Origin of the sequence: Xanthomonas sp. 3498 (assembly GCF_014199795.1) — a bacterium.
GTDB lineage: Bacteria > Pseudomonadota > Gammaproteobacteria > Xanthomonadales > Xanthomonadaceae > Xanthomonas_A > Xanthomonas_A rydalmerensis.
This window is the reverse complement of the sequence record NZ_JACHOH010000002.1, coordinates 67,681-90,829: the sequence shown is the minus strand read 5'-3', so window position 1 is coordinate 90,829 and position 23,149 is coordinate 67,681. Positions and strand designations below refer to the sequence as shown.

The following is a 23,149-nucleotide window of genomic DNA, read 5'->3' as shown; positions in this document are numbered from 1 at the left end:
ACCCTAGCCGGCTTGCTGCTGAGCCAGTTGGATATCGCGCTGACGCCGCTTCTCGCTGCGCGCCATCAACCACCAGCCGACGACGGCGGCGATCGACACCGCCAGCACCATCAGCGTGGCGAGCGCGTTGATCTTGGGCTTCAGGCCCATGCGCACCGAGGAGAACACGGTCATCGGCAGCGTGGTCGAATCCGGGCCGGCGACGAAGTTGGCGATCACCACGTCGTCCAGCGACAGGGTGAACGCCAGCAGCCAGCCCGACACCAGCGCCGGCGCGATGATCGGCACGGTGATCAGGAAGAACACCTTGAGCCGGTTGGCGCCCAGGTCCATCGCAGCCTCTTCCAGCGAGCGGTCCAGCTCCTGCAGGCGCGAGGACACCACCACGGTGACGAAGGACAGGGTGAAGGTGACGTGCGCGGCCCAGATCGCCATCACCCCCTTGGGCGGGATGCCGAGCACGCCGCCCATCGACACCAGCATCATCATGATCGACAGGCCGATGATCACCTCGGGCATCACCAGCGGCGCGGTCACCAGCGCGCCGAACAGGCTCTTGCTGGGAAAGCGGCGGAAGCGGGTCATCGCCATCGCCGCCAGCGTGCCGAGCACCATCGACGCGGTGGCGGTCCAGAACGCCACCTTCAGGCTGATCCACGCCGCCTGCAGGATCTGCCGGTCGCGCAGCAACTCGCCGTACCACTTGGTGGAGAAACCGGCCCACACCGTCGCCAGCTTGGAGGCGTTGAACGAATACACCATCAACAGCAGGATCGGCAGGTACAGGAACGCGAAGCCGGCGCCCAGCACCGTCCAGCGCAGCACCGTGCCCATGCCGCCGCGCGCGCCGCTCATGCCTGCCCGCCTTCGAGCTGGCGCTGCTGGTAGCGGTTGAAGATCAGGATCGGCACCATCAACAGCGCCAGCATCGCGATCGCCACCGCCGAGGCGGTCGGCCAGTCGCGATTGTTGAAGAACTCGCCCCACAGCACCCGGCCGATCATCAGCGTGTCCGGGCCGCCGAGCATCTCCGGGATCACGAACTCGCCCACCGCCGGGATCATCACCAGCATGCAGCCGGCGACGATGCCCGGCCGCGACAGCGGCAGGGTCACGGTCAGGAACGCCTTCCACGGCGGCGCGCCGAGATCGTAGGCGGCCTCGAGCAGGCGCTGGTCGAGCTTGACCAGGGTGGCGTACAGCGGCAGCACCATGAACGGCAGGTAGCAGTAGACGATGCCGATGTAGGCCGCGACCGGGGTATACAGGATGTGCAGCGGCGCATCGATCACGCCCAGCGCCAGCAGCGCCCGGTTGAGCACGCCGTTGCTGTCGAGGATGCCGATCCAGGCATAGACGCGGATCAGGAACGAGGTCCACGACGGCAGCACCACCAGCATCATCGCGATGTTGCGCGCCGACGGCGACAGCCGTGCGATCGCGTAGGCCATCGGGTAGCCGATCAGCAGGGTCAGCACGGTGGAGATGCCGGCGATCTTGATCGAGCCCCAGTAGGCCTCGATGTACTGGTGGTCGCGCAGCAGCGCCAGGTAGTTCTGCAGGGTCAGCTTCAGCGTCAGCACGCCGTCGCGGACCTCCAGCAGCTCGCTGTACGGCGGGCTGCGGATCGCCTGTTCGGCGAAGGAAATGCGCAGCACGATCAGGAACGGGATCGCGAAGAACAGCAGCAGCCACAGGTACGGCGCGGCGATCACCAGCCAGCGCATCGCCGGCAGGGAGCGCAGGCGCAAGCGCTGCTGCAGGCGCAGCCGCAGTGTCGAGTCGGGCGGCACCGGCACGACGGGCGCACTCATGCGGTCAGCACCACGCCGTCGTTGTCGTCCCACGACACCCACACCGTGTCGCCCCAGGTCATGCCTTCGCTGTCCCAGCGCTTCTGGTTGGCGAAGTTGGATTGCACGCGGATGCCGCTGGGCAGGCGCACGTGGAAGATCGAGTGGCTGCCGAAATAGGCGATGTCCTCGATGGTGCCACGCGCCTTGTTGTAGGTCTGCTCGGGTTCGCCCTTGGTGATCCAGACCTTCTCAGGACGCACCGCGAACGCCACCTCCTGCCCTTCCACGCCGGTGATGCCGTGGCTGATGTAGATGGGCACCGGGAACTGCGGGCAGAGCACGGTCACGTGGCCGGGGTGGTCTTCGCCGATGCGGCCCTCGAACATGTTCACCGAGCCGATGAACTCGGCAACGAAACGGCTGTTCGGCGACTCGTAGATGTCGCCCGGGGTACCGACCTGGCGGATGCGCCCCTGCTCCATCAGCGCGATGCGCGTGGCCATGGTCATCGCCTCCTCCTGGTCGTGGGTGACCATCACGCAGGTCACCCCCGAGGTCTCGATGATGGACACCAGCTCCAGTTGCATCTGCGAGCGCAGCTTCTTGTCCAGCGCGCCCATCGGTTCGTCCAGCAGCAGCAATTTTGGCCGCTTGGCCAACGAGCGCGCCAGCGCCACGCGCTGCTGCTGGCCGCCGGAAAGTTGGTGCGGCTTGCGCTTGCCGAGCGTGCCCAGCCGCACCAGCTCCAGCATCTCGCCGACGCGGCTGGCGATGGCGGTGCGCGACAGCCCGTCCTGCTTCAGCCCGAAGGCGATGTTCTGCTCCACGCTCATGTGCGGGAACAGCGCGTAGGACTGGAACATCATGTTGAGCGGCCGCTGGTACGGCGGCAGCCCATCCAGCGGCTGGCCGTCGAGCACGATGCGGCCGCGGCTGGGCTGCTCGAACCCGCCCAGGCAGCGCAGCAGCGTCGACTTGCCGCTGCCGGAGCCGCCGAGCAGCGCGAAGATCTCGCCCTGGCCGATGTCCAGATCGATGTCGTCCAGCGCGACGAACCCGTCGAACTCCTTGCGCAGGCCGGCGATGGACACATAACCGGCCCCCTTGGCCGGCGGCGGCGCCGGCAGATGGTCGGTTCTCGCTTCGCTCAACGCCATTGGTGATTCCCCGTGAAACACGCCGTCGTGCGGAGCGCCGATGCAGTGGCGACCGCGGCGCGGTGAACCGCAGTGTAGCTGCGACGGCGCGGGATTCGGGAGTCGGGATTGGGGATTGGTAAAAGCAGCGCGCGCTCAGTGCGCCGTGGCTGGCGCTGGCGCTGGCGCGGACGACGTGGCCTCCGGTGCCGCCCAGCCCAGGCCCAGACTCTTCTGCAACGCGACGTAGCGCAGCAGCACCTGGGTGTGCGCCTGCAGCGCGCTGTCCTGCGCGGAGGCTTGCTGGCGCTGCACGTCCAGCGCATCGATCAGCGACGAGGCGCCGGCGGCATAGCGCTGCTGCAGCAACGCGGCGGAACGATCCGCCGAGGCCGCGGCCTTGTCCGCCGCCAGCGCCTGCTGGCGCGCGGCGCCGAACCGCGCCAGCGCGCCGTTGGCATCCTGCAGCGCGGCCAGCACCGTGCCCTCGTAGGCGGCCAGCCGCGCGGCATTGCCGGCACGGGCCTGCTCGACCTTGGCGCGGGTGCCGCCGAAGTCGAAGATCGACCAGCGCAGGAACGGCGCCACCACGCTGTTGACCGCGTCGCGGCCGAGATCGCCCGGCGAGGTCGCGGCCATGCCGATGTTGCCCAGCAACGTGACCTGCGGGAAATACGCGGTCAGCGCTTCGCCGATCTTCGCCGACGAGGCGGCCAGCTGGCGCTCGGCACGGCGCACGTCCGGGCGCCGCCGGATCAGCGCACCGGCATCGTCCACCGGCACGCTGGCCGGCAGCGTCGGCAACGGGCGGTCGGCGGCCAGTTCGGCGTCGAGCGCCCCGGGCTCGCGGCCGATCATCAGCGCCAGTTGGTCCAGCGCCACCTGCGCCTGGGCCTGCAGGTCCGGCAGCACCGCTTCCTGCTGCTGCAGTTGGGCCTGCGCGCGTTCCACCTGCAGGTCGGCGTCGGCGCCGCGCTCGCGGCGCTGCCGGGTCAATTGCAGGGTCTGCCGGGCGGCCTCCAGATTACGCTGGGCCACGGCCATGCGCGCACGGGTGCTGCGGTAGCCCAGGTAGGCCTGCCCCACTTCGGCGGCGATCTGCACCTGGGTATCGGCGAGGTCGGCCTCGTCGGCCTGGGCATCGGCCAGTGCGCCCTCGCTGGCGCGGCGGCGGCGGCCGAAGAAATCCAGTTCCCAGCTGGCATCGATGCCGACGCTGTAGAGCTGCGCGCGCGGATCGATCTCCACCGGCTGGCCGGTGCCGGCGGCGATGCTGCCCAGGCGGTCGGTCAGCGCATCCGGCGCGTGCGCGTTGAGATAGGCCGCGTTGGCGCCGACGCTGGGCAACTGCTCGGCGTGGCGCTGGTCCACCAGCGCGCGCGAAGCGCGCAGGCGCGCCTGTGCCACCCGCAGGTTCGGGCTGTGCTGCAGAGCCTGCTCGACCAGCGTGTTCAACTGCGGGTCGTGCAGGGTTTCCCACCAACGCTGCGGCGGCGGTGCCGGCACCACCCCGGCGGCGGCGGCCGTGGCATTGGCGCGATGCAGCCGAGGCTGTGCCAGCGCCGCCTCGGCCACCGGCGGCGGCTTCACGTAGTCCGGGCCGAGCATGCAGGCCGACAGCAGCGACGGCAGCGCGGCGGCGACAAGAACGCGGGAGAAACGCTGGGCCATGGAATCCTCAATGCATCGCGAGCGGAGCGCCGCCCTTGGGCAGCGGCTTGAGCAGGAACGCCAGCGGGATCGTGCAGACCACGATCACCCCGAAGATCCAGAACAGGTCGTTGTAGGTCATCACCAGCGCCTGCTGCTGCGCCAGCCGCGCCAGTTGCGCCAGCGACTGCATCGCCGCGCCGGCACCGGAGACCGATTGCAGTTGCGCGCTGATGCCGTGCAGGTAGTCCTGCGCCAATGGAGAGTTGGCGGTGGTGCCGCTGCCGAGCATCTGCGTATGGAACACCATGCGCCGCTCCTGGAAGGTGGAGATCAGCGCCAGGCCGATCGAGCCACCCATGTTGCGCGCGGCATTGAACAGGCCCGACGCGTCGCCGGCCAGGTCCGGCGGCACCGAGGAGATCGCCGCCTGGTTCAGCGACATCATCGCCAGCGCCAGCCCGCAGCCCTGCAGCAGCTGTCCGGCGACGAAGTGCATGCCGACCGACTCGGCGGTGAGATGCATGTTGACGAAGCAGGCGCTGGCGAAACAGGTCAGTCCGCCGAGCACCAGCAGGCGCACGTCCACCGTGGTCAGCAGCTTGGGCATCATCGGCATCAGCAACACCGTGGGAATGCCCGACAACAGCACCACGTAGCCCGACTGCTCGGTGTTGTAGCCGGAGATCACCGCCAGGAACTGCGGGATCATGTACATGACCCCGAACAGGATCATGCCCACCGCCATCACCATCACGAACACCGCGCCGAAACTGCGCTGCAGCAGGATCGACAGGCGGATCACCGGCTGCCGGCTGAAGAACTGCGAGGCCACCAGGGCGATGAAGCCGACCAGGGAGACCACGCTCAGCAGCACGATCTCGGTGGATTCGAACCAGCGCTCGCGCTGGCCTTCTTCCAGCACCACGGTCAACGCGCCCAGCCCCGCGGTCAGGCCGAAGATGCCGAGCCAGTCGGCATCCAGCAGCCCGCGCAGGTACATGCGCTCGTGCGGCAAGCCGAGCAGCAGCAGCGCCACCAGGCCGGCGCAGACCGGCACGTTGAGGAAGAACGCGTAATGCCAGCTGACGTTCTCGGTGAGCCAGCCGCCCAGCAGCGGCCCGATCACCGGACCCAGGATCACGGTCATGCCGAACAGCGCCGTGCCCAGGGTCTGCTGCGCTGGCGGCAGGCGCGTGGCGACGATGGTCAGCGCGGTGGGGATCAACGCGCCGCCGGCGAAGCCCTGGCCGACGCGGCCGAGGATCATCATGGTCAGGCTGTTGGACAGCCCGCACACCACCGAGAAGAAGGTGAACAACAGCGCGCAGATCAGCAGGAAATTGCGCAGCCCGAGGGTGCGCACGAACCAGCCGGTCAGCGGGATCATCACGATCTCGGCGACCAGGTAGGAGGTCGAGATCCAGGTGCCCTCGGTGCCGCTGGCGCCGACCTCGCCCTGGATGGTCGGCAGCGCGGCGTTGACGATGGAGATGTCCAGCGTCGCCATGAACGAACCGATGGTGCCGGCGGCGACCGCCAGCCAGGCGCCGCTGTCGGCCTTGCGCGGCGCCTGCGCGCCAGCCGCCGCGGCCGCTTCGCTCACGGGTTGCGCCCGCGCGGGGCGACCGCATCCTGGCCCTGCGCGTCTTCCTGCTTCACGCGCTCCTTGGCGTCCTTGGCGCCGCGCGTATCGACGGTCACGGTGACCGACATGCCCGGCACCAGCACCTTGCGCGCTTCCGCGTCGGCCTTGAGCCGGATCCGCACCGGCACCCGCTGCACCACCTTGGTGAAGTTGCCGGTGGCGTTCTCCGGCGGCAGCAGCGCGAACTGCGAGCCGGTGCCCGGCGCGATGCTCTCGACCACGCCGTCCAGTTCCACGCCCGACAGCGCATCGACCTCGATCCGCGCCGGCTGCCCGGGCCGCATCAGCCCGACCTGGGTTTCCTTGAAGTTGGCGCTCAGGTAGAGCGCGTCCACCGGCACCACGCTCATCAGCCGGGTGCCGGCGGCGACGAACTGGCCGACCTGCACGGTCTTGTCGCCGATGCGCCCGGCGATGCGCGCGGTCAGGCGGGTGTCCTCCACCGCCACCTGCGCCTGGTCGGCATCGGCCTGCGCCTGCACCAGCGCGGCGCGCGCCTGGTCGAGCTGGGCACTGGTGCCCTGCACCTGGCTCTCGGCGGCGACCACCTGGGCCTTGGCCGCGTCGAACTGCGCCTGCGCACGGTCGCGGTCGTGCAGGATGCTTTCGTAGTGCTCGTGGGTGTCGGCACCGGAGGCGGCCAACGGCCCGAAGCGCTTGGCCTCACCCTGGGCGAAGCGCAGACTGGCTGCGGCCGCGGTGACCTGGGTACGCGCCTGCAGCAGGGTCGCGCGCTGCGCCTGCAGCCCGGCCTCGGCGGCGGCGATGTTGGCCTGGCGTACCGCAATGGCGGCCTGCGCCTGCTCCAGCGTGGCGCGGTAGGTGCGCGGGTCGATCTCCAGCAGCGGCTGCCCGGCGGCGACGGTCTGGTTGTCGCGCACGTACACCGCGGTCACGTAGCCGTTGACCCGCGGCGCCACCGCAACCGTGTCGGCCTGCAGGTAGGCGTTGTTGGTCTCCTGCAGGTAGCGGCCGGTGGTGAGGTAGTAGATCAGCCACACCACCAGGCCGATCACCACCACCAGGCCGATCAGCAGCAGGGTCCATTTGACCTTCGGGTTCTTCAGCGGCGACGGGGTGTCGGCATTGCCGGCGTCGTCGCCGCCCGCGTCGTCCCGGCGCTTGCCGGCCTGGCCCTGGTCGGCGTGGGCGTCGTGCGCGGCGGCCTGCCGCGGCGCCTGCGAGGAGTCTGGGTCGTGGTTGCTCAAGTCGCTGATTCCTGGGGAGAGGAAGAACGTCGCCGGGTCGGGACGGCGACACCACCAAACGGTAGCGTACGCCGGCCGGCGCATTATTTGTACCGGCGAGTACAGAGTATGTGAGCATCGCGTGGCGATGGCCCTGCGGCGTCTACGCGATTGCGGACGCTTGGTCAGCGCCAGACCCGGTCGCTCGCGTCGAGGGAGCGATGTCCCGGTCTCTCATCCCGATGGGGGACCGATGCTTCGGGGCGCCCTTCAGCCGCGCGACGAGGCGCTATCGGGAAGGCCCGTCGCGACTGAAGCCGCTTCTACGGGAGCGGTTCCTGCCTGTCCGATCTCAACCGGGAGAGCCCGCCGGCGCGGTACCTGCGTGCGCCAGCAAACCTTGTAGGAGCGGCTTCAGCCGCGACGAGCGAAGACGCCAGATGTCCCGGGCGGCATGGCGTCGGGACTGATGTCCCTCCCACAACAGCCTCTTACCCTCACCCTGGTCGCTTGGGCAAGCGCAGTGCGATAGCTGTCCGGGTCAAACCGCAAAGCGTTACCCGGACCGCGAACGCCAGCGGCTCAGCGGCCGGTCTTGATCTCCGTCCACAGGCGGGTGTACAGCTTGTCCACCTCGGGCGGGTTGATCGAATAGGTGAACATCTTCGCGGCCACGTCCGGCGGCGGATAGATGGTGGGGTCGTTGCGGATCGCCGCGTCCACCAGCGGGGTCGCCTGCGGCACCGGGTTGGCGTAATGGATGAAGTCGGTGTTGGCCGCGGCCACCTTCGGCGTCAGCAGGTAGTTGATGAACGCGTAGGCGTTCTCCGGATGCTTGGCGTCCTTGGGGATGGCCAGCATGTCGAACCATTGCGGTGCGCCTTCCTTGGGGATCGAATAGGCCACGTGCACGCCGTTCTTGGCTTCTTCGGCGCGGTCGCGCGCCTGGATGATGTCGCCGGACCAGCCCACCGCCAGGCAGGTGCTGCCGTTGGCCAGCGAGGTCACGTACTGCGAGGAGTGGAAGTTCTGCACGTACGGGCGGATGCGCTTGATCAGCGCCGCGGCCTGCTCGATCTTGGCGGGATCGGTGCTGTGCGGATCCTCGCCCAGGTAGTGCAGCGCGATCGGGATCAGGTCCGAGGGCGTGTCCAGCAGGGTCACGCCGCAGTCCTTGAGCTTGGACAGGTTCTCGGGCTTGAACACCAGGTCCCAGCTGTTGGCGATGTCGGTGCTGCCGAACGCGGCCTTGACCTTGTCCACGTTGTAGCCGATGCCGGTGGTGCCGACCATGTACGGCACGCCGTACTTGTTGCCCGGATCCTGCTGCGCGATGCGCTGCATGATCTGCGGGTCGAGATTGCCCAGGTTGGGGATCTTGCTCTTGTCCAGCGGCAGGAACACGCCGGCCTGGATCTGCCGGCCGAAGAAGTTCAGCGTCGGCACCACCACGTCGTAGCCGCTGCCGCCGGCCAGCAGCTTGGTCTCCACCATCTCGTCGCTGTCGAAGACGTCGTAGGTGACCTTGATGCCGGTCTGCTTTTCGAAGTCGGGAATCGTGTTCTCGGCGATGTAGTCCGAGTAGTTGTACACGTTGAGCACCTTCGCCTCGCCCTGCCCCGCCTTGTCCGCATCGCTGCCGGAGCCGCCGCAGCCGGCGAGCAGCGCCGTGGCCAGGGAAAGAGTGAGCAGTCGCAAGGTCATGGCAGGTCTCCGCAGGTCCATGGGCAAGAGGGGGAGGATCGGCGAGGCGCGCCGGATCCGGGGTCGACGTTCCAGACTACCCAGCGCCGGGCTATTTGCCCAGGGCCTGCGCCGTGTCCTCCAGCGCCAGCCAGGCCTTGTCGAACAGTTCGTCGACCTGGGCGCGGCTGAGGATCAGCGGCGGCGACAGCAGCATCGCGTCGTTGGTGGCGCGCAGGATCAGGCCGCGGCGCAGCGCATTGTCGCGGCACAGCGCGCCGACCTTGCCGCGCTCGGGGAAGTAGTGCCGGCGTGGCTTGTCCGGCACCAGTTCCAGCGCACCGATCATGCCGACGATGCGCGCCTCGCCGACCAGCCGATGCTCGCCCAGCTCGGCCCAGCGCTGCGCCAGGTACGGCGCGATCTCGCTGCGCGCGTGTGCGACGATGCCCCCGTCCTGCAGCAGGCGCAGGTTCTCCAGCGCCACCGCCGCGCACACCGGGTGGCCGGAATAGGTGCAGCCGTGCGCCAACTCGCCGCCCTGCTCCTTCAGCACCGTGGCCACGCGCGTGCCGAACATCGCCGCGCCGAGCGGGATGTAGCCGGAGGTGATGCCCTTGGCGATGGTCATCACGTCCGGCTGGAAGCCGAAGTGCTGCGACCCGAACCATTCGCCGGTCCGGCCGAAGCCGCAGATCACCTCGTCAGCGACCAGCAGCACGTCGTAGCGGCGGCAGATGCGCTCGATCTCCGGCCAATAGCTGCGCGGCGGGATGTACACGCCGATCGCGCCCATGATCGGTTCGCCGATGAACGCGGCCACCCGCTCCGGCCCCAGCTCCAGGATCTTGTCTTCCAGCCGCCGCGCGGCCAGCAGCCCGTACTCGTCCGGATCCATGTCACCGCCGTCGCCAAAACCGTACGGCGGATCGATGTGGTGGATGTCCGGGATCGGCAGGCCGCCCTGGCGGTGCATGCCCTTCATCCCGCCGAGGCTGGCGCCGGCCATGGTGGTGCCGTGGTAGCCGTCGTGGCGGCCGATGAAGATGGTTTTCTGCGGCTGGTCCTGCACTGCCCAGAAGTGCCGCACCAGGCGCAGGATGGTGTCATTGGCCTCGGAGCCGGAGTTGGTGAAGAAGGCATGGTCGAGGTCGCCTGGCGCCAGTTCGGCGAGCTTGGCGGCCAGGCGGATGGTGGGTTCGGTGGTGCACTGGAAGAAGCTGTTGTAGTACGCCAGCTGCTCCATCTGCCGCGCGGCGGCCTGACCGAGTTCCTTGCGCCCGTAGCCGACGTTGACGCACCACAGGCCGGCAAAGGCGTCGAGCAATTGATTGCCGTCGGCATCCCAGACGTAGGCGCCGTCGCCGCGGGTGAGGATGCGGGTGCCTTTCTGCGCCAGGGCGGCGTTGTCGTTGAACGGGTGCAGGTGGTGCGCGGCATCCAGGTCCTGCAGCGCACGCGTGTCGATCCGGTCCATGTCCACTCCAATGTCGGTGCCAAGGCCGCCGCCGCGGCCAAGCTTTGCTGTTGCTGTTGCTGTTGCTGGTACTGGTGCTCTTGTTGTTGCCGTTGCTCTTGTTGCCGTTGCTGTTGCCGTTGCTCTTGCTGTTGCCCTTGCCTTACCGGGTTCCCTTCCGAAGCGGCGGCCAGCCCGGGGAAAAACCCGAAGGGCGGCGTACATGGATGTACGCCGTTCGCGGCAGGGGCAGGATGCCCCTTCCGCGAATCCCCGGGGTGGACGCGGACCCGGAGCGCGTTAGCGCGGAGGGCGCGAGGCAGGGTGTGCTTTCTTTTGGTTACTTTTCTTTGCACAAGCAAAGAAAAGTGACTCGCCGCCAGGCGAAAGCTTTGCTCTTGAAGATGCTGCCGCCATGGCTGAATTGTAGGAGCGGCTTCAGCCGCGACAGGTATGACCAATTACGTTGGTCGCGGCTAAAGCCGCTCCTACAGTCTTTCTCATCCGACACTCAAGCCTGAAGCAACAGCAAAGGCTTTCGCCCTTGCGGGCGAGTTACTTTTCTTTGCTCGCGCAAAGAAAAGGTAACCAAAAGAAAGCGCGCCCTGCCTGCGCGCCCTCCGCGCTGCGCGCTCCGGGTCCGCGAACCAGACGGGATCCGCGGAAGGGGCATCCTGCCCCTGCCGCGGACGGCGCACGTCCCTGTGCGCCGCCCTTCGGGTTTTTCCCGCCTGGTTCGCCGCTTCGGAAGGGAACCCGGTAAATCAAAAGCCAAAGACAACAGCCGAAGCAACAGCAGAAGCGTAAGCCGAAGCCGAGCCGAAGCCGAAGCCGAAGCACCGACGATGAGTACGAACAAACCTGAAGCAGCCCAACCAGAGCGTCCGCAAGCAGCTCACACGTTCAACAACAAGAACTCCCGCTCCCACGAACTGATCACCCGGAAGAACGTCTCGTACTCCTTGCGCTTGACCGAAATGTACGCCCGCACGAAGCGCGGCCCCAGCAACTCCTGCAACGGCGCACACCGCTCCAACTCGTCCAGCGCCTCGCCCAGCGAGCGCGGCAACTGATAGCCCAACTCCTTGCCGTTGCCGCTGATCGGCGCGGTCGGCTCCAGCTTCTCGCGGATGCCCAGCAGGCCACAGGCCAGCGTCGCCGCCATCGCCAAGTACGGGTTGGCGTCGGAACCGGCGAAGCGGCTCTCCACCCGCATGTTCTCGATCGTGTCGATCGGCACGCGCAGGCCGCAGGTCCGGTTGTCGAAGCCCCACAGCACGTTGCTCGGCGACACCTCGCCGAACATCAGCCGGCGGTAGGAATTGACGTTCGGCGCCAGCACCGCCATTGCCATCGGCACGTACTTCTGCAGGCCCGCCAGGTAATGGGCGAAGGTGCGGCTGTACTCGCCGGCGCGGCGGCCGCTGAAGACGTTCTTGCCGTGCTTGTCCACCAGGCTCTGGTGGATGTGCATCGCGCTGCCCGGCTCGTTCTCCATCGGCTTGGCCAGGAAGGTGGCGTACACGCCGTGGCGTAGCGCCGCCTCGCGCATGGTGCGCTTGAATAGGAACACCTGGTCGGCGCGCGACAGCGCGTCGTCGTGGGTGAAGTTGACCTCCAGCTGCGCCGCGCCAGATTCGTGGATCAGCGTGTCCACGTCCAGTTCCATCGCGTCGCAATAGTCGTACATCAGGTCCAGGATCGGGTCGAACTCGTTGACCGCGTCGATCGAATACGACTGCCGCGCCGTCTCCGGACGGCCCGAGCGACCGGCCGGCGGCAGCAACGGGAAGTCCGGGTCGGTGTTCTTCTGCACCAGGAAGAACTCCAGCTCCGGCGCCACCACCGGCTTGTAGCCGATCGCCGCATACGCCGCCAGCACCCCGCGCAGCACGTTGCGCGGCGCCAGTTCGTGCGGCTGGCCTTCCTTGGTGTAGCAATCGTGGATCACCTGCGCGGTGGGGTCGGCGGCCCACGGCACCATCCGCACCGTGTCCGGGTCCGGGCGCAGTTGCATGTCCGAATCCGAGGGCGAGGTCAGGTCGTAGTAGTCGTCCGGGTAGTCGCCGGTGACGGTGGTGGCGAAGATGCCCTCGGGCAGCCGCGTGCCGTAGTCGTGCGAGAACTTGGCGGCGGGAATGATCTTGCCGCGGGCGTTGCCGGTGATGTCCGGCACCAGGCACTCGACCTCGGTGATGTGGCGTTCCTTGAGCCAGCGCCGCAGCGAGCTTTCCTGCTGTTCCGGGGTGTGCTTGCGCGATCGGGGTCGACTGGCCATGGGAATCAGTGCCTGCGGGTGGCCGCATAGTGGCGACAGGCGTCGCCGAAGGATTGGAAGATGCCGAGATAGAACGCGTCGTCCAGCACCCGCCACTCCGGATGCCATTGCACGCCCAGCAGGAAGCCGGGGCCGATGCCGCGAAAGGCCTCGATCAGCCCGTCCGGCGCCAGCGCCTCGACGATCAGGTCGCCGCCGAGCCGGGCCACGCCCTGCCCGTGCAGCGAGTTGACCCGCACCCGGTCGCGGCCGGCGATCTCCTCCAGCCAGCCGCCGTGGCTCAGCGTCACCTCGTGCGCCGGCGCGTACTGGGCCTCCAGCGACGCCTGCGGATCCTCGCGGTGATCGGACAACCCCGGCTGCGCATGCACCTTCTGATGCAGCGTGCCGCCGAGGGCGACGTTGACTTCCTGGAAGCCGCGGCAGATCGCCAGGATCGGCAGGCCCAGCGAAATCGCCTGCGGAATCAGGTCCAGGGTGTTGGCGTCGCGCGCCGGGTCGTGAATGTTGCCGAGCCAGCTCGGCTCGTCGCTGTAGTGATGCGGCTCGATGTTGCTGACCGCGCCGGTCAGCAGCAGGCCGTCGAGGCGCGTCAGCCAGGCGCGGGCATCCACCGGCGGCTGCAGCGACGGCAGCAACACCGGGGTCACCCCGGCTCCATCGACGGCGGCGCGCAGATACTTTTCGCCTGCCGCCAGGAACGGATGGTGGCCGATGAGCTTGCGGTCGGTCGGCACGCCGACCAGGGGCGATACGGCCATGCGAAGAACTCGTGCGGCGTCGCCGCAACTTACCGCGGGCGTTTTATTTTTACAACACGACGCACTGCGGAACGCAACACAGAGCGCGCGCGCGCAGCGATTGCAGTACCTGTGCAATGCGTGCATTGCGCCTGCAACTCGGCAAAACCGCGCAACCGCCGCGCAACCGCTTGATTGAACGCCGGCACATCGCGCCGGGCACCTGTTGAGTATTCTTGACGCCATGGCGCTCTGCTAAGCTCGAAGCACTCCCGCAGTCCGCCGCGATGACCCGCATGCACGATGCCCCGCTGCTGCCCCCGGACGACGCCCAGACCCTGCAGCGCATCGCCGGCTGCGAGCAGATCGACCTGTTGCTGCCGGACTGCAACGGCCTGCTGCGCGGCAAGCGCATCGCCCGCGACGCGCTGGACAAGGTCTACCGCGACGGCGTGTGCCTGCCGATGTCGCTGATCGCCACCGACATCACCGGCAACACCGTCGAGGAAACCGGGCTGGGCTACGACATCGGCGACGAGGACCGGCTGTGCTTCCCGGTGCCGGGCAGCCTGCGGCCGGTGCCGTGGGCGCCGGTGCCCTCGGCGCAACTGCTGCTGGCGATGCAGGACGGCGCCGGCGGCGCACTCGACTTCGCCCCGCGCCAGGTGCTGGCGCAGGTGTTGGCACGCCTGCAAGCGCGCGGACTGACGCCGGTGATCGCGGTGGAACTGGAGTTCTACCTGTTCGACCCGCATGCCGACGCGCATGGTCGCCCGCAGCCGCCGCTGCACGCCCACAGCGGGCTGCGCAACGACAGCACCCAGGTCTATTACATGCAGGAACTGGACGACCAGCGTGGCTTCACCGATGCGGTCGCGCAGGCCTGCCGCGCGCAGGGCATTCCGGCCGACACCGCGGTGGCCGAGTACGCGCCCGGCCAGTTCGAGATCAACCTCAAGCATCGCGCCGATGCGCTGGCCGCCTGCGACGATGCGGTGCTGCTCAAGCGCGCGATCAAGGCGATCGCGCAGCAGCAGGGACTGCTCGCCAGCTTCATGGCCAAGCCGTTCGCCGCGCAGTCCGGTAGCGGCCTGCATGTGCACGTGAGCCTGCTCGACGACGCCGGCCACAACGTGTTCGCCTGCACCCCGCAGGCGCCGGCCGCGCCGCTGCGCCATGCCATCGGCGGTTTGCAGCGCAGCGCCGAGGACTGCCTGCTACTGTTCGCGCCGCACGCCAACAGCTACCGGCGTTTCGTCGCCAATGCCTTCGTTCCGCTCAACGACAGTTGGGGCTTCAACAACCGCACCGTGGCGATGCGGGTGCCGCATAGCGACCCGGCCAACACCCGCATCGAACACCGCATCGCCGGCGCCGACGCCAATCCCTACCTGGTCGCCGCGGCGGTGCTGGCCGGCATCGAACACGGCCTGGCGCAGGGCCTCGATCCGGGCCCGCCGACCCAGGGCAACGCCTACGCGCAGCACGCCGCACGCGAACCGGACTGGCGCGGCGCAATCGCCCGCTTCCTGGACAGCGACTTCGCCGCCGCCCATTTCGGCACACGCTTCCGGCATATCTACGGCCAGCAGAAGCGCCGCGAGCTGCTGGATTTCCAGGCGCAGGTCAGCGATGTGGACTATCGCTGGTATCTGCGGACGGTGTGAGGTGCGGGGATTGGGCATTCGGGATTGGGGATTCGTAACGGCAGCACGACGGCCCTCTTCTGGTCCGATGAACCCAGTTCCCAGCAGCGCGACTCCCAATCTCTAATTCCCAATCCCGAATCCCCATTCGCATGCCCTCCCACTCCCGCAACTGGTATACCCAAAGCGCCACGCCGTTCCCGGCGCAGGAGCCGTTGCGTGGGCAGGTGCGCGCCGACGTGTGCATCCTTGGCGCGGGCTACACCGGGCTGAGTGCGGCGCTGGCCCTGGCCGAGGCCGGGTATCGGGTGGTGGTGCTGGAGGCGCAGCGCGTCGGCTGGGGCGCGTCCGGGCGCAACGGCGGGCAGGCCATCGTCGGCTACGGCTGCGAGCAGCACACCCTGGAAGCCCTGCTCGGCCAGGACGATGCGCGGCGGCTGTTCGATTTCTCCCGCGACGGCATGCAGCTGCTGCGCACCCGCATCGCCCGCCACGGCATCGCCTGCGACTGGCGCGACGGCCATGCGCACGTGGCGATCAAACCGCGTCAGGAGCGCGCGCTGCGCGCTGGCATCATCGAGATGGCGCAGCGCTACGACTATCCGCTGCAATGGTGGGACCGCGCGCAGTTGCAGTCGCAGCTGCGCAGCCCGCGTTACCTGGGGGCGATGTACGACGCGGCCAGCGGCCACCTGCACCCGCTGGAGTACGCGCGCGGCCTGGCGCGGGCGGCGCTGGCCGCCGGCGTGCGCATCTACGAGCAGACCCCGGTCACGCAACTGGTGCGCGGGGCGCGACCGATCCTGCGCAGCGCGCACGGCGAGGTCGAAGGCGAATTCGCCATCCTCGCCGGCAACGCCTGGCTGCGCGGCATCGCCCCGGAACTGGAATCGCGGATCATGCCGGTCGGCACCTACATCGGCGCCAGCGCGCCGCTGGGCGAGGCGTTGGCCCGCGAGCTGATCGGCAACGACATGGCGGTGGCCGACGTCAACTGGGCGCTGGACTACTTCCGCCTCAGCCGCGACCACCGGCTGCTGTTCGGCGGCCGTGCCAGCTATTCGTCGCTGCCGCCGCCGGGCCTGCGCGGGGTGATGACCCGGCGCATGCGGCGGGTGTTCCCGCAATTGCGCCAGGTCGAGATGGCGTCGGTGTGGGGCGGCTACGTCGACATCACCCGCAACCGCGCCCCGCACTGGGGCCGGCTGACCCCGAACGTGTACTTCGCGCAGGGGTTTTCCGGCCATGGCGTGGCTGCGACCGGCCTGGCCGGCGCGGTCATCGCCGCGGCGATCGCCGGGCAGGCGCAGCGGCTGGACGTGTTCGCGCGGATCCCACACGCCCCCTTCCCTGGCGGCCGCCTGCTGCGCACGCCGCTGCTGGTGGCGGCGATGTCCTGGTACAAGCTGCGCGACGCGCTGTGGTGACCGCCGGCGCGACCGCGCCGCCCTCAAGTTCGCGCGCGCGCGGCCGCTAACCGGGGTTCCACCCCTGGATTGCCGCCCGCGAGGCACGCATGTCGCACCCGCTGCCGATCTCCCCGATCGCCCCCGACGGCAGCCCTGCACAGCAGCGCATCCTGCTGGTGGAAAACTCGCGCACCTTCACCGACCTGCTGCGCGCGGCGATCGAGCAACGGGTCGAACTGCCGGTGGTCGTGGTCTCCACCCTGGCCGAGGCCGCCGCCGCCCTGGATGACGGCGGCCCCTGGTTCCTGGCGCTGACCGGACTGGTGCTGGCCGACGGCGACCGCGACACGGTGGTGGATTTCTTCGTCGCACGCGGACTGCCGACGGTGGTGGTCAGCGGCGTCTACGACGAAAGCCTGCGCAAGCGCATCCTGACCCAGCAGATCATCGACTTCGTGCTGAAGAACGCACCGGACAGCATCGACTACCTGGCCTGGCTGGTGCAGCGGCTGGCGCGCAACCGGTCCATCACCGCGCTGGTGGTGGACGACTCGCCGTCGGCGCGCGCCTATGCCGCCTGCTTGCTGTCGATGTACGGCTACCGCGTGGTCGAGGCCGCCGACGGCGCTGCGGGGCTGCGCGCGATCGAGGCCAACCCGTCGATCCGCCTGGCGGTGGTGGACCAGGAGATGCCGGGCATGGAAGGCGTGGAATTCACCCGCAGGCTGCGTGCGTTGCGCGCGCGCGACATGCTGGCGGTGATCGGCCTGTCTGGCAACAACGATCCGTCGCTGGTGCCGCGCTTCCTCAAGAACGGCGCCAACGACTTCCTGCGCAAGCCCTTTTCGCGCGAGGAATTCTTCTGCCGGGTCTCGCAGAACGTGGATCAGCTGGAACTGATCGGCACCTTGCAGGACCTGGCGACGCGGGACTTCCTCACCAGCCTGCCCAACCGCCGGCACTTCCTCGAACAGAGCCAGCGCGTGCTGGCGAAGTGGCTGGCGCGGCAGGAGCCGGTCGCCGTGGCGATGCTCGACATCGACCACTTCAAGCACATCAACGACACGTTCGGCCACGAGGCCGGCGACGAAGCGCTACGCGCGGTCGCCGCAGCCCTGGCCGCGCACGCGAGGCCGCAGGACATGGTGGCGCGCTTCGGCGGCGAGGAATTCTGCATGCTGGTGCCGGGCCTGGACGCCACCGCGGCGGCCGACTACTTCGAAACCCTGCGCGCGCGCATCGCCGACCTCAAAATCCCGCTGGGCGCGCAGATCCTGCGCCTCACCATCAGCATCGGCGTCAGCAGCAGCGGCGCACAACGCCAGACCCTGCATCCGCTACTGACCGAGGCCGACAAGTACCTGTACCTGGCCAAGGCCGGCGGCCGCAACCGGGTCGAACACGCGCCGCCGGCGGAGCCGGCGCTCAGCGACGCGGCCGCCTGATCGCCAGCAGTGCCAGCACGGTCAGCAGCGCCGCCGCGCTGAGGTAGTAGCCCACCCACGGCAGGCCATGGTGCGTGGCCAGCCACACCGCCACATACGGCGCCGGCGCCGCGCCGACGATGCCGGCCAGGTTGAACGCCAGCGAGGCGCCGGTGTAGCGCACCGGCACCGGATACAGTTCGGCCAGCAGCGTGCCGCACGGGCCGTAGGTCAGGCCCATGAAGAAGAACCCGAGCGCCAGGAAGGCCAGCACCTGCCAGGGCTGCCCGGCCTGGAACAGCGGCGCGAACAGCAGCCCGAACGCGATGATGGCCACGCTGGCCACCAGCATCGCCGGGCGCGTGCCGCGGCGGTCGCCGTACCACGCCGACAACGGGATGCCGGCGGCGAAGAACAGGATGCCGACCATCTGCAGCAGCAGGAACTGCTCGCGGCTGTAGTGCAGCGTGGTGGTGCCGTAGCCCAGCGCGAACACCGTCATCAGGTAGAACAGCACGAAGGTCGCCAGCACCGCGAACGTGCCCAGCACCGTCGCGCCCGCGTGCTGCGACAGCACCGTCTGCATCGGCAGGCGCACGCGCTCGTTGCGGTCCAGCGCGCGCTGGAAGTCCGGGGTCTCGTGGATGCGCAGGCGCACCCACAGCCCGGTGATCACCAACAGGGCGCTGGCGACGAACGGGATGCGCCAGCCCCAGCGCAGGAACTGCGCATCGTCCAGCACCGCGCCCAGGAGCAGGAAGATGCCCGAACACAGCAGGAAGCCCAGCGGCGCGCCCAGCTGCGGGAACATCCCGTACCAGGCGCGCTTGCCCGGCGGCGCGTTCTCGGTGGCCAGCAGCACCGCCCCGCCCCACTCCCCGCCCAGGCCCAGGCCCTGGCCGAAGCGGCACAGCACCAGCAGCGCAGGCGCCCACAGGCCGATCCGGTCGTAGCTGGGCAACAGGCCGATCAGCACGGTGGACAGGCCCATGGTCAGCAGCGCCGCCACCAGGGTGGCCTTGCGCCCGACACGATCGCCGAAATGGCCGAACAGCGCCGACCCCAACGGCCGCGCGATGAAGGCCACCGCAAAGGTCGCCAGCGACTGCAGCTGCGCCGCATCGGCGTCGCCCTTGGGGAAGAACAGCTTGGGGAACACCAACACCGCAGCGGTGGCGTAGATGTAGAAGTCGAAGAACTCGATGGTGGTGCCGACCAGGCTGGCCAGCAGCACGCGACGCGGCGAGTTGACGGGCGGAACGGCGGACGCGGCAGCGGTCATGGAGGCGGTATCGACGGGCAACCGGCCGATTCTGGCAGATCGCCCTCCCTTTCGCAGCGTGGCGCAGCCGTTCCGTGCCGCGCTGCCGCTGCCTGGAATCCCTCGTGCACCATGCCGCAAGTGACATCAGCTGTCCGGAAGCGGACGACGGCCGCAACGGTTGCAACCGGCGAAGGGCACAACGCAAAAGCGTGTCGCACGACACCCACCACACCGCGACGATCGACCACGGATGTGCCCGTGCGCGCCTCGCACGAGCACATCCGGGAGCGGCCGGAAAACTAGGCAATCGAACTACGCACGCAACCGGGCGGCTTCGAACGCATCCAGAGTCCCGTTGCGACCACGACCTGCGCCGTCACCTCGCACCTCAGGCGTCGCGCGCGTCCTTTAAGGCATCTGGATCACGGTCCGAGGGCACGCACGGCACCAGCTCCAGCACCTCGGCGGCATCGGCCCTTCCGACGAGGTTGCCTTGCTCGTCGACCTGATACGGCATATCGGCTTCCACGCCTTGCTCGCCGGTCGTGACCACGAGGTTGGTGTAGCGCTCGCCGTCCCAGCAGCGGAAAATGAGCGTCGAATTCTCCCCGCCGGTCAGCGTCGAACCCAGACTGCCGATGAGCCTGCTGCGAGCGCCGGCGGTCAAGACGCTGTTCTTGCCAGCAGTCAGCTTGCTGCGGTCGCCGGCCATCAGCGTGCTGTCGTCCCCGGCGGTGAGCTTGCTCCTGTCGCCGGCGGTGAGATGGCTGTTGCGTCCGGCCAACAGTTTGCTGCGATCGCCGGCGGTTTGGGTACTGTCGGCACCGGCGATCAGCTTGCTGCGGTCGCCAGCGGTCTGCACGCTTTCGGCACCGGCAATCAGGGTGCTGCGAGACCCCGCCGTCTGAGAGCTGCCTTTTCCTGCGATCAGCATGCTCTTGTGGCCGGCGATCTGGATACAGTCATGGCCGGCGATCAGCGAGCTACCGTAGCTGGCGATCAAGTTGCTGCCATAGCCCGCCGTCAGGAAGCTGCGCACGCCACTGGTCAGGTTGCTGCCGTAGCCGGCGATCAGCGAGCTGTCCTGCCCGGCGATGCCGGTGCTGCCGTAGCCCGCCGTCAGCGAACTGCTGTGTTCGGCCATCTGGGTACTGCCGTAGCCGGCGGTCAGGGTGCTCTCGTACCCGGCGGTCTGGGAGCTGCCGTAGCCGGCGATCAGCGTGCTGGCGTAGCCGGCGATCTCGGTACTCCCGTAGCCGGCGGTCAGCGAACTGTTCTGCTGCGCGGTCAGCGAACTGCCGTATCCCGCGGTCAACGTGCTCTCATAGCCGGCGGTTTGGGTACTGCCATAACCGGCAATCAACGAACTGTCGTGGCCGGCGGTCGAGTTGCTGCCATAGCCCGCGGTCAGCGTACTGTTGTAGCCGGCGGTTTGCGTGCTTCCATAGCCCGCGGTCAACGTGCTGTCGTAGCCCGCCATCGAGGTGCTACCGTAGCCGGCGGTGAGGGAACTGCTCTCCCGAGCGGTCTGGGTGCTGCCGTAGCCCGTGGTCAGGCTACTGTTGTGGCCCGCGGTCTGGGTGCTGCCGTAGCCGGCGATCAGCGAACTGTCGGCGCCGGCAGTGCCGGTACTTCCATAGCCGGCAGTGATATCGCTGCCATGCCGCGCCGTTTGCGTGCTGCCGTAACCGGCCGTCAACGAGCTGTCGCTGCCGGCGGTCTGCGTGCTGCCATAGCCGGCGATCAGCGTGCTGTCCGCACCTGCAGTGCCGGTACTGCCGTAGCCGGCGGTGACGTCGCTGCCCTGGCGCGCTGTCTGCGTGCTGCCATAACCGGCCGTCAGCGAGCTGTCGCTGCCGGCGGTCTGCGTGCTGCCATAGCCGGCAATGAGCGTGCTATCCGCACCCGCGGTGCCAGTACTGCCATAGCCGGCGGTCACGTCGCTGCCCTGCCGAGCGGTCTGGGTGCTGCCGTAACCCGCCGTCAGCGAACTGTCGCTGCCGGCGGTCTGCGTGCTGCCATAGCCGGCGATCAGCGCGCTGTCCGCGCCCGCGGTGCCGGTGCTGCCGTAGCCGGCGGTGACGTCGCTGCCCTGCCGCGCGGTCTGGGTGCTGCCGTAACCGGCCGTCAACGAGCTGTTGCTGCCTGCGGTTTGCGTGCTGCCATAGCCGGCAATCAGCGTGCTGTCCGCGCCAGCGGTGCCAGTACTTCCATAGCCGGCGGTCACGTCGCTGCCATGCCGCGCCGTTTGCGTGCTGCCGTAACCGGCCGTCAACGAGCTGTCGCTGCCGGCGGTCTGCGTGCTGCCATAGCCAGCGATCAGCGCGCTGTCCGCGCCCGCGGTGCCGGTACTGCCGTAGCCGGCGGTCACGTCGCTGCCATGCCGCGCCGTTTGCGTGCTGCCGTAACCGGCCGTCAGCGAACTGTCGCTGCCTGCGGTCTGCGTGCTGCCATAGCCGGCAATCAACGAACTGTCGGCGCCTGCGGTGCCGGTACTGCCGTAGCCAGCGGTGACGTCACTGCCCTGCCGCGCGGTCTGGGTGCTGCCGTAACCGGCCGTCAGCGAACTGTCGCCGCCTGCGGTCTGCGTGCTGCCATAGCCCGCGATCAACGTGCTGTCCGCGCCAGCGGTGCCGGTGCTGCCATAGCCGGCAGTGACGTCGCTGCCCTGCCGCGCCGTCTGCGTGCTGCCGTAACCGGCCGTCAGCGAGCTGTCGCTACCGGCGGTCTGAGTGCTGCCGTAGCCGGCGATCAACGTGCTGTCCGCGCCAGCAGTGCCGGTGCTGCCATAGCCGGCGGTAATGTCGCTGCCTTGCTGTGCAGTCTGCGTACTGCCGTAACCGGCCGTCAGCGAACTGTCGCTACCCGAGGTCTGCGTACTGCCGTAGCCGGAGATCACGGCGCTGTCGGCACCCGTGGTCGCGGTACTGCCATAACCGGACGTCAGGCGGCTGCCTTCCTGCGCCGTCTGGGTACTGCCATAGCCCGCAATGAGCGTGCTCCTGACGGCGGCGGTCTGGGTGCTGCCGTATCCGGCAAGGATGGAACTGTCGGATCCCGCGGTTCCGGTGCTGCCATAGCCGGCGATCAGATCGCTGTGGTCGCCGGCGGTTTCGGTACTGCCGTAGCCAGCGATCAGCCGGCTTTGGTCGGAGCCGGTGAGCGTACTGCCATAGACACCTGTTTCGGTCTTCCTTGCGACGGCGTCGTGGCGCGATGCACCAGGATTCGCCGCGATGACCGCCGCAACCGGGGCGACCGGTGTTGCAAAGGGCGGCGGGGTGGGCCAGTTGGGCTGGGTTCCCTGGGTTGCCTGGGTCGCCCGTGCAGACAGCGCCACCCCTGGGCTCGGCACGTCCGGCGATTCGGCGGACACCGCTGCCTGACTTGCCATCTCATAGAACTGGATGTTGTGCGCAATATAGTCCAGCGCCTCGTTCCGATTCCCGACAAGCAGCACGGCCGCACGCGGGAACTTGATCATCCCCTCCTCTGGCAACTGCAGCGCGTCGCCGGCGTCGACTTCACAGACGACCCAGTGGGCATCGGCATGCGCGCTCAGATGTGCCCAGTCCCCTCTTCCCCACAACAGGCCCGTCAGGCCGTTCTCGTGCAATCTGGACGGTTTCCAGTATCTGCATTCCACATAACCCGATATCGGCCAGATCAAGCCACAGTGATCGGCCATATTATTGGCACATGTGCGCAACGCCAAAATCTTTCCAGTGATCATCGCATCATCCTCTTATGGGCATGAAAAACAGGATGTTTTCCCAGGACGAATCCGTGACCTGCAACGGAAAACGCTGCTGCATCGCATCCACTCCGGCTG

At 68.4% G+C, this 23,149-nt stretch carries 15 protein-coding genes; 3 read left to right on the top strand and 12 right to left on the bottom strand.

Features of this window, described 5'->3' with window-relative positions:
• Window positions 1-3 precede the first annotated feature (3 nt).
• The 10 genes from GGR66_RS05340 to GGR66_RS05295 all read right to left on the bottom strand — a co-directional run bounded on the left by GGR66_RS05340 (window position 4) and on the right by GGR66_RS05295 (window position 13,595).
• Window positions 4-855 carry an ABC transporter permease subunit gene (locus GGR66_RS05340; RefSeq protein WP_048489875.1) on the bottom strand — a complete coding sequence of 284 codons (852 nt, stop codon included), beginning with the start codon at window positions 853-855 and terminating at the stop codon, window positions 4-6.
• Window positions 852-1,814 (bottom strand): ABC transporter permease subunit, encoded by a 963-nt coding sequence (locus tag GGR66_RS05335; RefSeq protein WP_184447535.1) that lies wholly within the window; start codon window positions 1,812-1,814, stop codon window positions 852-854. Before GGR66_RS05335 ends, GGR66_RS05340 begins: the two co-directional genes overlap by 4 nt.
• Window positions 1,811-2,953, bottom strand: a complete 1,143-nt coding sequence (gene potA, locus GGR66_RS05330) for a polyamine ABC transporter ATP-binding protein (RefSeq protein ID WP_184447534.1) — start codon at window positions 2,951-2,953, stop codon at window positions 1,811-1,813. The genes GGR66_RS05335 and potA overlap by 4 nt, the downstream gene beginning before the upstream one ends.
• A gap of 135 nt (window positions 2,954-3,088) precedes the next feature.
• Window positions 3,089-4,603 carry an efflux transporter outer membrane subunit gene (locus tag GGR66_RS05325; protein ID WP_184447533.1) on the bottom strand — a complete coding sequence of 505 codons (1,515 nt, stop codon included), beginning with the start codon at window positions 4,601-4,603 and terminating at the stop codon, window positions 3,089-3,091.
• A gap of 7 nt (window positions 4,604-4,610) precedes the next feature.
• Window positions 4,611-6,188, bottom strand: a complete 1,578-nt coding sequence (locus GGR66_RS05320) for a DHA2 family efflux MFS transporter permease subunit (protein ID WP_184447532.1) — start codon at window positions 6,186-6,188, stop codon at window positions 4,611-4,613.
• The gene (locus GGR66_RS05315) at window positions 6,185-7,438 is read right to left on the bottom strand and encodes an HlyD family secretion protein (protein ID WP_184447531.1); all 1,254 of its coding nucleotides are present in this window, start codon (window positions 7,436-7,438) and stop codon (window positions 6,185-6,187) included. The genes GGR66_RS05320 and GGR66_RS05315 overlap by 4 nt, the downstream gene beginning before the upstream one ends.
• A gap of 561 nt (window positions 7,439-7,999) precedes the next feature.
• The gene (locus GGR66_RS05310; protein WP_184447530.1) at window positions 8,000-9,121 is read right to left on the bottom strand and encodes a polyamine ABC transporter substrate-binding protein; all 1,122 of its coding nucleotides are present in this window, start codon (window positions 9,119-9,121) and stop codon (window positions 8,000-8,002) included.
• Window positions 9,122-9,212: 91 nt separating this feature from the next.
• On the bottom strand, window positions 9,213-10,577 hold the full coding sequence (locus tag GGR66_RS05305) for an aspartate aminotransferase family protein (RefSeq protein ID WP_184447529.1): 1,365 nt from the start codon (window positions 10,575-10,577) through the stop codon (window positions 9,213-9,215).
• A gap of 874 nt (window positions 10,578-11,451) precedes the next feature.
• Entirely contained in the window at window positions 11,452-12,834 is a 1,383-nt protein-coding gene (locus GGR66_RS05300; RefSeq protein ID WP_160965829.1) for a glutamine synthetase family protein, read from the bottom strand.
• Between the two features lie 5 nt (window positions 12,835-12,839).
• A complete protein-coding gene (locus tag GGR66_RS05295; protein WP_160965827.1) occupies window positions 12,840-13,595 on the bottom strand; it encodes a gamma-glutamyl-gamma-aminobutyrate hydrolase family protein in 756 nt (251 codons plus the stop codon).
• 266 nt (window positions 13,596-13,861) lie between these two features.
• Here GGR66_RS05295 and GGR66_RS05290 point away from each other — a divergent pair, with 266 nt between their 5' ends.
• From GGR66_RS05290 to GGR66_RS05280, 3 genes are all read left to right on the top strand, one after another.
• Window positions 13,862-15,241, top strand: a complete 1,380-nt coding sequence (locus GGR66_RS05290) for a glutamine synthetase family protein (protein WP_184447528.1) — start codon at window positions 13,862-13,864, stop codon at window positions 15,239-15,241.
• Window positions 15,242-15,372: 131 nt separating this feature from the next.
• Window positions 15,373-16,647, top strand: a complete 1,275-nt coding sequence (locus GGR66_RS05285) for an FAD-binding oxidoreductase (protein ID WP_184447527.1) — start codon at window positions 15,373-15,375, stop codon at window positions 16,645-16,647.
• Window positions 16,648-16,736: 89 nt separating this feature from the next.
• Window positions 16,737-18,074: a diguanylate cyclase gene (locus GGR66_RS05280; RefSeq protein WP_184447526.1), complete on the top strand. Its 1,338-nt coding sequence runs from the start codon at window positions 16,737-16,739 to the stop codon at window positions 18,072-18,074.
• Here GGR66_RS05280 and GGR66_RS05275 read toward each other — a convergent pair.
• Both GGR66_RS05275 and GGR66_RS05270 read right to left on the bottom strand, forming a co-directional pair.
• Window positions 18,055-19,335, bottom strand: coding sequence for an MFS transporter (locus GGR66_RS05275; RefSeq protein WP_160965821.1), 1,281 nt, complete (start codon window positions 19,333-19,335; stop codon window positions 18,055-18,057). The two genes, GGR66_RS05280 and GGR66_RS05275, sit on opposite strands and share 20 nt — an antisense overlap.
• Window positions 19,336-19,705: 370 nt before the next feature.
• On the bottom strand, window positions 19,706-23,050 hold the full coding sequence (locus GGR66_RS05270) for an Ice nucleation protein (protein ID WP_184447525.1): 3,345 nt from the start codon (window positions 23,048-23,050) through the stop codon (window positions 19,706-19,708).
• Window positions 23,051-23,149: the final 99 nt, after the last annotated feature.

Bases quoted from the DNA above. Each gene is read 5' to 3' on its own strand.
- GGR66_RS05295 (WP_160965827.1), bottom strand. From the start codon at position 13,595: ATGGCCGTATCGCCCCTGGTCGGCGTGCCGACCGACCGCAAGCTCATC.
- GGR66_RS05300 (WP_160965829.1), bottom strand. From the start codon at position 12,834: ATGGCCAGTCGACCCCGATCGCGCAAGCACACCCCGGAACAGCAGGAA.
- GGR66_RS05335 (WP_184447535.1), bottom strand. From the start codon at position 1,814: ATGAGTGCGCCCGTCGTGCCGGTGCCGCCCGACTCGACACTGCGGCTG.
- potA (WP_184447534.1), bottom strand. From the start codon at position 2,953: ATGGCGTTGAGCGAAGCGAGAACCGACCATCTGCCGGCGCCGCCGCCG.
- GGR66_RS05285 (WP_184447527.1), top strand. From the start codon at position 15,373: ATGCCCTCCCACTCCCGCAACTGGTATACCCAAAGCGCCACGCCGTTC.
- GGR66_RS05270 (WP_184447525.1), bottom strand. From the start codon at position 23,050: ATGATCACTGGAAAGATTTTGGCGTTGCGCACATGTGCCAATAATATG.
- GGR66_RS05280 (WP_184447526.1), top strand. From the start codon at position 16,737: ATGTCGCACCCGCTGCCGATCTCCCCGATCGCCCCCGACGGCAGCCCT.
- GGR66_RS05290 (WP_184447528.1), top strand. From the start codon at position 13,862: ATGACCCGCATGCACGATGCCCCGCTGCTGCCCCCGGACGACGCCCAG.
- GGR66_RS05325 (WP_184447533.1), bottom strand. From the start codon at position 4,603: ATGGCCCAGCGTTTCTCCCGCGTTCTTGTCGCCGCCGCGCTGCCGTCG.
- GGR66_RS05340 (WP_048489875.1), bottom strand. From the start codon at position 855: ATGAGCGGCGCGCGCGGCGGCATGGGCACGGTGCTGCGCTGGACGGTG.
- GGR66_RS05275 (WP_160965821.1), bottom strand. From the start codon at position 19,335: ATGACCGCTGCCGCGTCCGCCGTTCCGCCCGTCAACTCGCCGCGTCGC.
- GGR66_RS05310 (WP_184447530.1), bottom strand. From the start codon at position 9,121: ATGACCTTGCGACTGCTCACTCTTTCCCTGGCCACGGCGCTGCTCGCC.
- GGR66_RS05305 (WP_184447529.1), bottom strand. From the start codon at position 10,577: ATGGACCGGATCGACACGCGTGCGCTGCAGGACCTGGATGCCGCGCAC.